Raw genomic sequence first — 12,624 nt, 5'->3', positions numbered from 1 at the left:
AAAGAAATAGCACCTACCTAAGTAAGCGCTATTTCTGACCTCATTATAATAAAGCAAGACTGACAAAGTTTAGGATAAAGAGAATATCAAGAACCCAGATAAGTCCATGCACTTCTCTTGCTTCACCTTTAAAGATTTTTGCCAAGGTGTAAAAGAGGAATCCAACAGCAATACCGTGTGTGATACTGTAAGCAAATCCCATAAAGATAGAGGTAAAGAATGCAGGAATCGCAACGCTCAAATCATCCCACTCGATGTTTTTCAGATTAGACAACATCATAACCCCAACGATGATAAGAACAGGAGCTGTCGCTGCATTTGGCACAATAGCAAGTAGTGGACTAAAGAAACTTGAGATAGCAAAGAGAATAGCCACAACAAGAGCCGTCAAACCTGTACGTCCACCAGCACCAATCCCTGCTGCAGACTCAACGTAAGTCGTCACGTTTGACGTACCCGCAATAGCCCCAACGGTTGTGCCGACAAGGTCTGAAAAGAGGGCACGGTCAAGTCCTTTAGACTCATTGTTTTCCCCTGTTTGTGCTACAATACCAACCTTTTGCCCTGTTCCGATAAGTGTCCCAATCGTATCAAAGATATCTGTCAAAGAAAAGGCAAGAATTGCCATCAAGACACTTGGGATACGAGATACGTCTGAAAAGAGCGACCCTAGCCCCTCATGACCAAGTGCAACACCAAAGATAGATTTAAAGTCCTTGAAAGCAGCCGTAATATTGGTTGAGGCGAAGTTAATGTCTGAGAGATTAACCACACCTGCTAAAATCGCAACAACAGTTGTTAGGGCAATAGAGATGATAACCCCACCCTTGATGTTCTTGATAACAAAGAAAGCTGTAATCACAAGACCAATAATAGCAACAATTACAGATGGCTCTGTGAAAGCAACTAGAGACGGTGTTGCAGAAGCATTTGCTGTGATAGAAGCTTTAGCAGCGTCTGCACCTTTTCCAAGAACCGTGTACTTGCCTGGGTCAATAGCAAACTGCAAGAAACCAGCATTTTTAATCCCAACATAGGCTAAAAAGATACCGATACCAGCTGAAATAGCTGATTTCATAAAAACAGGAATGCACTCAATAATCATCTTGCGCACCTTGGTAACGGTGATGATGACCGAAATGACACCACACAAGAACACCATAGCAAGCGCTTCTTGCCAAGTATAGCCTAGCGACCCACAAACCGTGTAGGTGAAGAAAGCGTTAAGCCCCATCCCAGGCGCTTGCGCATAAGGCATGTTGGCATAAAAAGCCATCATCAAGGTCCCTGCGATTGCTCCAATGATAGTCGCTAAAAAGACACCTTGTGCTGGCATACCAGTTTGAGATAGCATGGCAGGATTGACAAAGAGAATGTAGCTCATTGCAAAGAAAGTTGTCAAACCAGCAGTCACTTCTGTTTTGACATCAGTACCATGCTCTGTTAATTTAAAAAACTTATCCATGATAATATACGGATACTCCTTTTGATAATAGCATCGTCTCTTATAAATACCGAACGATACTTCTATATTATCAAATAAATGTTTCTATTTCAAGCTTTATTTAAGGTTTCATCTTCTAGAAAGACAAGTGTCAAGATTTGTAAAAAAGTAAAGCCTAGCACAAAATAAGCAGCCGTTCCTGTCGACCACACGCTAGCTAACTCATCAATAACGACTTTTGGTCGGGTGAGAATATCCCAGCTGTTGAGCCTTGCGTAGCGTCCAATATGAATGGCAAAACTAGAAATCACAGATAAGGCGCAAATCAAAGCTAGACGCAAAGGATAAGAGGTCACCTTAAAGGATTTGAACATGACCTTGACACTCTCAATACCTGATAAAACGCCAAAAAGGATACTGGAGACAAAGAGCATATACAAAATCAAGCTAGTCTTTTCCCACAAGACTGTGCTTGTAAAGTTCATGTGCACGATGTCTGTTAGCATGTAAAAGGTATTGGGATAGAAAAAGAACCAAAAAAGTGCGAGAAAAAGCTTGACAATCGGCTGTTTCACAAAATAAACCAAGGCTGCAAAATCAAAAGCCACCAGCGCTAAAAACATATTCCAAACCAAATCTGGACCACTGGCCTGATAATACTTAATCCCTAATGAAATCACAGCAAAAAACAAGTGAATGAGGATGATTTTTTTCTTCATGAGTCCCTCCTTCTTTTGGTGAGTGTTTTTTATTATATCAAAAAAAGCGACTAAGACCCAAAAAAGACTGTCTAAAAATCGGACCGAAATGGATTTTTACAGTCAAAGATAAGCTTTTGTGCTATAATCTTAACATGACTAAAAAAATGATTGCACTAGATTTAGACGGTACTTTGCTACGCTCTGACAATACTATTTCAGATTACACGGTGGATGTGATTAACCGCATTAGCAAGCAAGGGCATAAAGTCGTCATTGCAACAGGGCGTCCTTATCGCATGGCGCTTGAGCACTACAAACGTCTGCAGTTAGACACGCCCATGATTAGCTTTAACGGCTCTCTTACTCATCTGCCAGAGAAAAAATGGAGTAAAGAGCAAAACGTCACCTTGGATAAGAAATATCTCCTTGGCACACTCCAGATGAGCGAGACCATCCAAGCTGACTTTATCGCTAGTGAGTACCGCAAAAACTTTTACATTACCCTTAACTACCCAAACAGTATCAATCCCGCTCTTTTTGGTGTCCATAAAATCACAGAAAACATGCGCATGGATGTGGATAAAATCACAAGAGACCCCAATGCCCTTCTCATGCAGACACGACATAAAGACAAGTATCAGCTGGCTAAAGAGCTGCGCAAGCACTTTGACTACAATGTCGAAGTCGACTCATGGGGTGGTCCGCTCAATATCTTAGAATTTTCACCAAAAGGTGTCAACAAAGCCTTTGCACTAAACTATCTCCTGTCTGCTCTCAATATGACCAAAGACCAGCTTATCGCCTTTGGAGATGAGCACAACGATACTGAAATGCTTGCCTTTGCAAAGACAGGCTACGCTATGAAAAATGCTAGCGAAACACTTCTGCCATACGCTGATAAGCAGACAGACTACACTAACGAAGAAGACGGTGTCGCAAAAGAGCTTGAAAAACTTTTCTTATAGCTTATGGTTTACACTTTTTGAAAAATACGATATAATGACAACAACGGATAAGTAACGCTATCACCCTTTTTAGAGAGTCTGCGTGTGGTGTGAGCAGATAAGAGTCAGCGTGAAATCTACCGTGACTATCTTTATCGTAATCAATAAATCAAGTGCACTCAGGTGAAGCTGGATGGAACCGCGCATAAAGCGCTCCAGCAGCTTTACTTGGGTGCTTTTTTGGAGGAAACTGATGTTAGATTTGAAACGTATCCGAACAGACTTTGAAGCAGTCTCAGACCAGCTCGCTACACGTGGTGTCAGCAAAGAGACGCTTGAAGAACTCAAAGCGCTTGACCAAAAACGCCGTGACTTGCTCGTGACATCCGAAGAGGCAAAAGCAAAACGCAACACAGCCTCAGCTGCCATTGCACAAGCAAAACGTAACAAAGAGGACGCTGGCCAACAAATCGCAGCCATGCAAGAATTGTCTGCGACTATCAAAGGCATTGACAAAGAACTGGCAGAGCTTGATGAGGCAGTTCACTCTATCATCACAACTCTTCCAAATATCCCAGCAAAAGATGTGCCAGTCGGTGCTGATGAGGACGAAAACGTTGAAGTGCGCCGTTGGGGCACACCTCGAAGCTTTGATTTTGATGTCAAAGCACACTGGGACTTGGGTGAAGACCTTGGTATTCTTGACTGGGAGCGTGGTGCTAAGGTCACTGGTTCACGTTTTCTTTTCTACAAGGGCTTAGGTGCTAGACTTGAGCGTGCACTTTACAACTTTATGTTAGACGAGCACGCTAAAGAAGGCTATACCGAAGTGATTCCACCTTACATGGTCAACCATGACTCTATGTTTGGTACAGGGCAATATCCTAAATTTAAAGAAGATACTTTCGAGTTAGCAGATAGCGACTATGTACTCATCCCAACTGCCGAAGTGCCACTCACTAACTACTACCGTGGCGAAATCATTGACGGTCAAGACTTGCCAATTTACTTCACAGCTATGAGCCCTTCTTTCCGCTCAGAAGCAGGTTCTGCTGGACGTGACACACGTGGGCTTATCCGCTTGCACCAATTCCACAAGGTTGAAATGGTCAAATTCGCTAAGCCAGAAGAGTCCTACGATGAGTTGGAAAAAATGGTAGCTAACGCTGAAAACATCCTTCAAAAACTAGAGCTTCCTTACCGTGTGATTACCTTGTGTACTGGAGACATGGGCTTCTCAGCTGCTAAGACTTATGATCTTGAAGTGTGGATTCCAGCGCAAAACACCTACCGTGAAATCTCATCATGCTCTAACACCGAGGACTTCCAAGCTCGCCGTGCGCAAATCCGCTATCGTGACGAGGCTGACGGCAAGGTGAAATTACTCCACACCCTAAACGGTTCTGGTCTCGCTGTTGGACGTACTGTCGCTGCCATCCTTGAAAATTACCAAAACGAAGACGGGTCTGTCACTATCCCAGAAGTACTTCGCCCATACATGGGTGGTGTTGATGTGATTAAGCCCTAATAAACCCTAAAAGACGATTCCAAAAGAAATCGTCTTTTTCTTATACTATAGCCACTTTTCCATGTAAACCATATCCATGCCTGCCTGCTCTGGTTCGACCTTGATAGGCTTGTAGCCTAACTTTTCATAAAAAGCGACCAGCTCTTTTGCTTGTAAAACTGTGTATAAAACCCAGCGCTTGACAGAAGGATAAAGCCTCTCCAAGTCTAACATAGCCTTGCTGGCATAGCCCTTTTTTCTGACACTAGGAGCTAGTCCAATCAGACCAAGCCAGCCTTCATCGGCATTTTCAGCCACAGTCGTCCGAATGAGACCGACAGTCCTCTTCTCCTCAACGATTTTATAGTAATGACAATTAGGTCTAGAAAAGCGTAAACGAAAATCCTCCAAGCTTTCTATAGCTGGATTGTACCGGTCATGGTAGGTCTCATAGAGTGCAGCAAAGGCACTGTGCTGCAAGTCTAACAATTTTTTTGCTTCTGAAACATCTTCTAATACTAACATCACAACCTCCACAATGACTTTATCTCTATCTTTCATTATACCATAAAAACGCTTTCAAAAATAGACTTGTTTTCTTCTAACTAATCTGCTAGTCTGATAGTGAAAAGGAGGAGTATTCTATGCTATTTATTGTCATCAAGTTATTTGCTCTAGTCATTTTTGGCTTTTTCCTCTTTTTGGGTATCGCTGTCATGCGTTTTGTCGCTAAGCGTTTATCACCCTTTTGGCAACTCGTCACCTTCATCCTTATCTGTATCGGGCTTGGTGCACTTCTTTACCCCGTCCTTTTTATCCTCATGTTTGGCTACAACTCCTAGCTTCCCAGACTAAGTCTGGGATTTTTTCAAATGCCCTAGCATCTCATCTATTGACAAGATAGTAGCAAACTCGTCCTTGAGACTAGCGAGATTGACCCTGTGGATAAGCTCCGCTGAGAGAAGGGAATTAGCCATATCAGGAAGGGCAAAGCTAGCTGTCGCATCGCTGATGAGATAGGCTGAAAAGCCAAGATTAGCCGCCATACGAGTGGTCGTTGATACACAGTGTGGCAAGGTCAATCCACAAATCACCAGCGTTTCTAGCTTTTCCTTGCGCAGATAAGTTTCTATCGCCGTCCCGATAAAAGCACTGTTGACCGCCTTTTGAAAAAGGACCTCACCTGCTAGAGGTTCAAAACCAGCCTTGAAAGCAGAGCCAGCTTTCTCCTCATAAAACTGCGACTCTGGTCTAGAACTCACGTACTGAATATGCACAATCGGCAACTCCTGCTCCCTAAAAAATGCCAGTAAACACTTAGCATTTTCTTCAGCGAAAAGGTTGTTGCGCTCACCCCAAGTGCCATTGTCAAAAGCTTGCTGAAAATCAATCATAACCAACGCTGTGTCCATCTACGTCTCCTTTGTCGCCCAATAATAAGGCAGAACCTTTTGAAAACCATCTGCTAACTTGTCCGTCAAGTCCTCTAACGTCTGCTCCTTAGAAAAGGGCACATCATACTTGACCAGCACTTTTCGAACCAACTTATCTCGCACCTGCTCTTTTAGCATTTGGCGATTGTCCTCACTTCCTGAAACAGGATAGCTCTCCCCATCTTTTTGCACTTGATAATAAAGAGGAGTAGCAATGGGCACATCCAAGACACGCTCCTGCCTAGTTAAGGTCGTTTCTGACTTTTTACGCTCAATGAAACTCACCTCGCAGCTAATCCCAAAATCATCCGTCTTGCCATAGAGTCTAATGGCTAATGCCACCTCATCCTCTCTGTCTTCTGGGCGCTTGAAATAGCACCAAAAATGCGGACGTCCAAGCTGTGCTTGACTCGCCCAATTGCTGACACGCTCCATCTGAAAAGGAGCAACATTTTCTTCTAGCGCCTTTGAAATAGCGGTAAAAGCCTTTCTCGCTTCCTGACCTGCCACTTTAAAGGTCAACATTTCCTGCTCTAGCACACCTGCTTTTTCAGGCTTGATGTACTTCATCCCTTGATAGGAGAGGTAGTGGTTTAGTGCTTGGTACATTTTGAATCTCCTTACAATCTCTTAGAACGACTAAAAAGACGACTCAGTCTTTGACGAGCAATCTTTTTAGTATTTACGAAAACGTTGATAACGCTCTTCTAGCAATTTTTCTAAAGGCAACTGGCTAAGCGAGTCTATCTCTTCAATGAGTGCTGCTTTTAGCATATCGACAATTTCACTGGAGAAATAGCCGTGCTCTGGGATAATACGGTCAATCACACCCATCTGCAGTAACTCACCCGCTGTTATCTTCATCAATTCTGCCGCCTCAGGTGCTCTGCTGCCATCTTTCCACAAGATAGAAGCAAAACCTTCAGGACTCAAAATAGCATACATGGTATTTTCAAGCATCCATACCTTATCTGCTAGCGCCAAGGCAAGCGCCCCTCCAGAGCCACCCTCACCGATGATAACGGCAATGATAGGCACCTTGAGGTCACTCATCTCAAGGAGATTGCGAGCAATCGCCTCACCCTGTCCACGCTCCTCAGCACCAACACCAGGATAAGCACCAGCGGTATTGATAAAGGTAATAACTGGACGAGCAAATTTCTCCGCCTGCTTCATCAAGCGGCATGCCTTACGGTAACCTTCTGGATTAGGCTGTCCGAAGTTACGCTTGAGGTTGTCTTGCAGATTCTTCCCTTTTTGGATACCAATGACAGTGACGGGACGACCATCTAGGCGTGCGATACCGCCGACAACAGCACCATCATCACCATAGTGTCTATCACCATGTAGCTCGATAAAATCGTCAAACACTTTCTCGGCATAATCTAGAGTTGTCAGACGATTTTGGTCACGAGCTTCTTTTAAAATGCGGGATACATCACTCATAACTCACCTCCGTGCAATGCTAATAGCTGAGCGATGGTCTGACGTAAGTCTGTACGCTCCACAATCTTATCCACAAAGCCATGATCCAAGAGGAACTCCGCCTTTTGGAAACGGTCTGGTAAATCCTCACGCACCGTTGTCTCAATAACACGACGCCCCGCAAAACCAATAAGAGCTTGCGGCTCAGCAAGGATAATATCTCCTTCCATAGCAAAACTAGCTGTCACCCCACCAGTCGTTGGGTCTGTTAGAACAGTCAGATAAAAGAGCCCAGCGTTCGAGTGACGCTTAACAGCCGCAGAAATCTTTGCCATCTGCATCAGACTCATGATACCTTCTTGCATCCTAGCACCACCAGAAGCAGTAAAAATAACAACAGGGAGCTTTTCTTTTGTCGCTAGCTCAAAGAGGCGAGTGATTTTCTCACCGACAACCGTTCCCATACTTGCCATGATAAAGTGCGCATCCATGATAGCAAGTGCTACTTTTTGGTCGCAAATAGTTGCTAAACCAGTAAGCACTGCTTCATCAAGACCAGTTGTCTCTTTTGCTTTTTCGAGTTTTTCCTCATAACCTGGAAATTGCAGTGGATTTTTACTAGCAATACCAGTGAACAGCTCTTCAAAACTGCCCTCATCCACCGTCAGCAAAAGACGCTCTTTGGCACTAATGCGAAAATTATAATGACACTGTGGACAGATCTTGGCAAGCCCTAGGTCCTTTTGGTAAATCATGTGCCGACATGCTGGACACTTAGCAAAGAGCTCATCAGGAACTTCTGGTAACTCTAGCTCTTCTTGACGGCGCACAGAACGGTTGGGATTGATACGGATATATTTATCTTTTTTACTAAAAAGTGCCATAAGTCCTCCTAGTCCTCAGTTTGTTCGTACTCGGGTAAAAAGGTTTCCATCAAAAAGGCAGTGTCGTAGTCACCAGCAATAACGCGAGCATCAGAGATCAAGTCCATCTGGAAATCACTATTTGTCATGACACCATTAATCTCAAGCTCATACAGGGCACGTTGCATCTTCATAAGCGCATCAAAACGGTTGCTGCCATGAACGATGATTTTAGCAATCATACTGTCGTAGTAAGGTGGGATGGTGTAGCCTTGGTAAACAGCAGAGTCCACACGCAAACCAACACCACCAGATGGCAAGTAAAGTTCAGTAATCTTACCTGGACTTGGTGCAAAGTTAAACTTAGGATTTTCAGCATTGATACGGCACTCAATAGCGTGCCCTTTTAGGCAAATATCCTCTTGTGACACAGACAATGGCTGTCCAGCTGCGATACGAATTTGCTCTTTAACGATATCAACGCCTGTAACAAACTCCGTCACAGGGTGCTCTACTTGGACACGTGTATTCATCTCCATAAAGTAGAACTCACCTGTTTTTTCATCAAGGAGAAACTCAATCGTTCCTGCATTTTCATAGGAAACAGCTTTGGCAGCTCGAACAGCAGCCTCACCAATCTTTTGACGAAGAGTCGCCCCAATCGCAATAGACGGGCTTTCTTCCAAGACCTTTTGGTTGTTACGCTGCAATGAGCAGTCACGCTCACCTAGGTGGACGATATTGCCAAAGTGATCCCCTAAAATCTGAACCTCAATGTGGCGTGCAGGGTAGATGACCTTTTCAATGTACATAGCACCATTACCAAAGGCTGCAAGAGCTTCCTGTGAGGCAGACTCAAAAGCTGCCACCAAGTCTTCTTGACGCTCAACCTTGCGGATACCTTTACCACCGCCACCTGCTGAGGCTTTAAGCATGACTGGATAGCCAATAGCGTCTGCCACTTCAAGCGCTTCTTGAGTCGTTGTGACCTCGCCTTTTGAGCCTGGAATGACAGGAACATTAGCCTTTATCATCTCAGCACGTGCATTGATCTTGTCGCCCATCTTGTCCATGACAAGTCCAGATGGTCCGATGAATTTAATGTGCATTTCCTCGCACATGGTGGCAAATTTTGAGTTTTCACTCAAAAAACCAAAGCCTGGGTGAATAGCTTGCGCTCCTGTGACAATGGCTGCAGAAAGCACAGTATTCATATTGAGATAAGAGTCGCTTGATTTACTAGGGCCAATGCAAATAGCTTCATCTGCTAGAATGGTATGAAGCGCCTCTTTATCAGCTTCTGAATAAACCGCAACCGTTGCAATTCCCAGTTCACGTGCTGCACGGATAATCCGCACCGCAATTTCCCCACGATTTGCAATCAATAGTTTTTTGAACATCCCATTCTTCCCTTCTAGTTACTCTCTAGTTTTTACCAAGCGCAAAGGTCAAAGTTCCACTAGCGGCTAATTGTCCGTCTACCTCTGCCTTAGCCTCGACTACAGCGATTGTGCCACGGCGTTTGACAAATTTTGCCGTCATGACAAGCTGATCGCCAGGAACAACTTGTTTTTTGAAGCGAACCTTGTCCATACCAGCGTAAAAGACGAGTTTTCCTTGGTTTTCTTCTTTTGACAATTCCAGGACACCTGCTGTCTGCGCAAGAGCCTCCATAATGAGAACACCTGGCATAACAGGGTATTCTGGAAAATGACCATTAAAGAAAGGTTCGTTGATGGTCACATTTTTAATAGCTGTGATTTCGTCCTCAGATACTTCTAGGACTCTATCAACCAAAAGCATGGGATAACGATGAGGAAGTGCTTCACGAATTTTTGTAATATCAATCATTTAATACGTACCAATCCTTTACCAAATTCTACAACTTCTTCATTTTCAACCAGAACTTCAGTGACCACACCGTCTTTAGGTGCCGGCACTTCGTTCATGACTTTCATCGCTTCGATGATAAGAAGCGTTTGTCCTTTTTTAACGCTATCGCCAACAGAGACAAAGTTTGGTTTGTCAGGTGCTGGTGCTAAGTAAGCCACACCAACCAAAGGACTCTCTACAAGGTCGCCCTCTGCAACAACTTCAGTGCTTACTTCCACCTCTACTGGTGCAGAATTAACACTAGCAGGCTGTGCTTCAATAGGTGTTAGCGGAACTTCTAAGATAGGCTCAACCGCTTTTTCAGCGGGAGCTAAAGTATTTTTGCTGAAGTGCAATTCATCACTAGCATTGCGATAAGAAAACTCACGTAAGCTAGAGCTGTCAAACTGCGCCATCAATTCTTTGATTTCTGAGATATTCACACTAATCCTCCCAACGTTTGAAAGCTGTCACGGCATTGTGTCCACCAAAGCCAAAAGTGTTTGACAAAGCATACTCAATTGGAGCGTCCACACCTTGACCATAGATGACATTTGCCTCGATATCTTCTGATAATTCTTTGGTACCAGCTGTCATTGGTACATACTGGTGACGAATAGCTTCGATAGTAGCGATAGCTTCAACACCACCTGCAGCCCCTAGAAGGTGTCCTGTAAAGGATTTTGTAGAAGATACTGGCACATCTTTTCCAAGAACAGCGACGATAGCTTGGCTTTCGCTGTGTTCGTTGGCTTGTGTAGATGTTCCGTGGGCATTGACATAGCCAACTTGACTAGCGTTAATACCAGCTTCATTCATCGCCAGTTTCATGGCTTTTGCAGCACCTGAGCCGTCTGGTGTTGGTGTTGTCATATGATAAGCGTCACAGGTATTTCCATAACCAACAACCTCTGCTAGAATAGTAGCGCCACGTTTTTGAGCGTGCTCTAGGCTCTCTAAAATAAGGATACCTGCTCCCTCACCCATGACAAAACCGTTTCTGTCCTTGTCAAATGGGATAGAAGAACGTGCTGGGTCTTCTGTTTGAGAAAGAGCTGTCAGGTTTTGGAAACCTGCGATACCGATTTTTGTTATAGAACTTTCAGAACCACCACAGATAACCACGTCTTGAAGCCCAAATTTGATTTCACGAAAGGCTTCGCCGATAGCGTCATTGGCAGACGCACAGGCTGTTGTGATAGACTTACATACCCCTTGAGCATTTAAGCGCATAGCGATATTTCCAGCAGCCATATTAGACAAGGCTTTAGGGATAAACATCGGCTGTACACGCTTTGGACCACGGGCATTTAAGCGTGTAATCTGATCTTCTAGCTCTTGTAGACCACCAATACCGCTTGATACGATAACACCGACACGGTCGTGGTCAAGATTGTCTGTCTCTAATTGTGCCATTTCTACAGCTTCTAGCGCTGCATAAATCGCATAAAGAGAGTACATGTCCATTCTATTTTTGTCTTTGCGTACAAAGTATTTATCAAATGGGAAATCTTGGATTTCACCGGCATTGTAAACACTAAAGTCTGTTGTGTCAAACTTTGTGATCGGACCAATTCCAATTTTTCCTGTTTTTAAACTGTTCCAAAATTCTTCTGGAGTATTTCCGATTGGTGATGTGACACCATAACCTGTTACAACTACTCTATTTTCAGTCATTAACCTATCCTCTTCTTATTGCATGGTCATGCCACCATCAATGGCAAGCACTTGACCTGTTAGATATTCTTGTTTTGCTAAAAATGCGACCACTTCAGCAACCTCTTCAGGTTTTCCGATACGCTTCATTGGGATTTGCGCTAGCATGGCATCCTGTAGCTTATCAGGAATAGCATCTGTCATATCAGACTCGATAAATCCTGGCGCTACTACATTGACACGAACACCACGACCAGCAACCTCACGTGCTACTGACTTGCTAAAACCAATCAAACCTGCTTTTGAAGCTGCATAATTGGCTTGTCCAACATTTCCAACCAAGCCAACAACACTTGAGATGTTGATGATAGCACCAGAACGTGCCTTGCTCATAGGCTTTAGAACTGCCTGTGTCATGTTAAAGGCACCTGTCAAGTTGACTTTCAAGACTTTTTCAAAGTCTTCTTGTGTCATTTTGAGCATGAGCTTGTCGTTTGTGATACCTGCATTATTGACTAGGACATCAATGTTGCCTAAAATCTTAGTTGCTTCAGCTACCATACGTTTGCTATCAGCCTCGTCAGACACATCGCCACTAACAGCTAAAACCTCGCCATTGTAGTGTGAAAATGTCTCAAGTAGGCTCTCAGGCACCGCACGACGTCCATTGAGGACAACATTGGCACCTAGTTGCGCAAATTTATGAGCGATCGCTAAGCCGATACCACGTGTTGAACCTGTTACAAAAACCGTTTTTCCATGAAGTTCCAAATTATTGC

The 12,624-nt window shown here is 43.9% G+C and carries 15 protein-coding genes; 3 read left to right on the top strand and 12 right to left on the bottom strand.

From position 1 onward, the window contains the following. Window positions 1-43: 43 nt before the first annotated feature. Both AALA56_RS00195 and AALA56_RS00190 read right to left on the bottom strand, forming a co-directional pair. Entirely contained in the window at window positions 44-1,465 is a 1,422-nt protein-coding gene (locus tag AALA56_RS00195; protein ID WP_369908223.1) for an NCS2 family permease, read from the bottom strand. 89 nt (window positions 1,466-1,554) lie between these two features. Then, window positions 1,555-2,163, bottom strand: coding sequence for a DUF1361 domain-containing protein (locus tag AALA56_RS00190; RefSeq protein WP_369908222.1), 609 nt, complete (start codon window positions 2,161-2,163; stop codon window positions 1,555-1,557). Window positions 2,164-2,297: 134 nt separating this feature from the next. Between AALA56_RS00190 and AALA56_RS00185 the strand changes: the two genes are divergently transcribed. Both AALA56_RS00185 and serS read left to right on the top strand, forming a co-directional pair. Then, complete coding sequence (locus tag AALA56_RS00185; protein WP_369908221.1) at window positions 2,298-3,110, top strand: Cof-type HAD-IIB family hydrolase; 813 nt, start codon at window positions 2,298-2,300, stop codon at window positions 3,108-3,110. Window positions 3,111-3,342: 232 nt separating this feature from the next. After that, window positions 3,343-4,617, top strand: coding sequence for a serine--tRNA ligase (serS, locus tag AALA56_RS00180; protein WP_369908220.1), 1,275 nt, complete (start codon window positions 3,343-3,345; stop codon window positions 4,615-4,617). Between the two features lie 45 nt (window positions 4,618-4,662). Here the strand turns inward: serS and AALA56_RS00175 are convergent, their stop codons facing one another. Further along, window positions 4,663-5,121 (bottom strand): GNAT family N-acetyltransferase, encoded by a 459-nt coding sequence (locus tag AALA56_RS00175; protein WP_369908219.1) that lies wholly within the window; start codon window positions 5,119-5,121, stop codon window positions 4,663-4,665. Window positions 5,122-5,240: 119 nt separating this feature from the next. Between AALA56_RS00175 and AALA56_RS00170 the strand changes: the two genes are divergently transcribed. Beyond that, window positions 5,241-5,438 (top strand): hypothetical protein, encoded by a 198-nt coding sequence (locus AALA56_RS00170; protein WP_369908218.1) that lies wholly within the window; start codon window positions 5,241-5,243, stop codon window positions 5,436-5,438. A gap of 9 nt (window positions 5,439-5,447) precedes the next feature. Here the strand turns inward: AALA56_RS00170 and AALA56_RS00165 are convergent, their stop codons facing one another. The 9 genes from AALA56_RS00165 to fabG all read right to left on the bottom strand — a co-directional run bounded on the left by AALA56_RS00165 (window position 5,448) and on the right by fabG (window position 12,616). Further along, window positions 5,448-6,008 carry a cysteine hydrolase family protein gene (locus AALA56_RS00165; RefSeq protein WP_369908217.1) on the bottom strand — a complete coding sequence of 187 codons (561 nt, stop codon included), beginning with the start codon at window positions 6,006-6,008 and terminating at the stop codon, window positions 5,448-5,450. Further along, window positions 6,009-6,638, bottom strand: a complete 630-nt coding sequence (locus tag AALA56_RS00160) for an HI_0552 family protein (protein WP_369908216.1) — start codon at window positions 6,636-6,638, stop codon at window positions 6,009-6,011. Window positions 6,639-6,704: 66 nt separating this feature from the next. Beyond that, window positions 6,705-7,475: an acetyl-CoA carboxylase carboxyl transferase subunit alpha gene (locus AALA56_RS00155; RefSeq protein WP_369908215.1), complete on the bottom strand. Its 771-nt coding sequence runs from the start codon at window positions 7,473-7,475 to the stop codon at window positions 6,705-6,707. Continuing rightward, window positions 7,472-8,338, bottom strand: coding sequence for an acetyl-CoA carboxylase, carboxyltransferase subunit beta (gene accD, locus AALA56_RS00150; protein WP_276763086.1), 867 nt, complete (start codon window positions 8,336-8,338; stop codon window positions 7,472-7,474). Before accD ends, AALA56_RS00155 begins: the two co-directional genes overlap by 4 nt. Window positions 8,339-8,346: 8 nt before the next feature. After that, window positions 8,347-9,717 carry an acetyl-CoA carboxylase biotin carboxylase subunit gene (locus AALA56_RS00145; protein ID WP_369908214.1) on the bottom strand — a complete coding sequence of 457 codons (1,371 nt, stop codon included), beginning with the start codon at window positions 9,715-9,717 and terminating at the stop codon, window positions 8,347-8,349. A gap of 25 nt (window positions 9,718-9,742) precedes the next feature. Continuing rightward, entirely contained in the window at window positions 9,743-10,168 is a 426-nt protein-coding gene (gene fabZ / locus AALA56_RS00140; RefSeq protein ID WP_115268327.1) for a 3-hydroxyacyl-ACP dehydratase FabZ, read from the bottom strand. Next, a complete protein-coding gene (gene accB, locus AALA56_RS00135; RefSeq protein WP_369908213.1) occupies window positions 10,165-10,632 on the bottom strand; it encodes an acetyl-CoA carboxylase biotin carboxyl carrier protein in 468 nt (155 codons plus the stop codon). The genes fabZ and accB overlap by 4 nt, the downstream gene beginning before the upstream one ends. A 1-nt stretch (window position 10,633) precedes the next feature. After that, on the bottom strand, window positions 10,634-11,866 hold the full coding sequence (gene fabF, locus AALA56_RS00130; protein WP_369908212.1) for a beta-ketoacyl-ACP synthase II: 1,233 nt from the start codon (window positions 11,864-11,866) through the stop codon (window positions 10,634-10,636). Window positions 11,867-11,881: 15 nt separating this feature from the next. Further along, complete coding sequence (gene fabG, locus AALA56_RS00125; RefSeq protein ID WP_369908211.1) at window positions 11,882-12,616, bottom strand: 3-oxoacyl-[acyl-carrier-protein] reductase; 735 nt, start codon at window positions 12,614-12,616, stop codon at window positions 11,882-11,884. Window positions 12,617-12,624: the final 8 nt, after the last annotated feature.

This window comes from Streptococcus hyointestinalis (assembly GCF_041225505.1).
Classification (GTDB): Bacteria; Bacillota; Bacilli; order Lactobacillales; family Streptococcaceae; genus Streptococcus; species Streptococcus hyointestinalis_B.
Note: the sequence above shows the minus strand (reverse complement) of the source record. Positions and strands in the feature narration are given on the sequence as shown.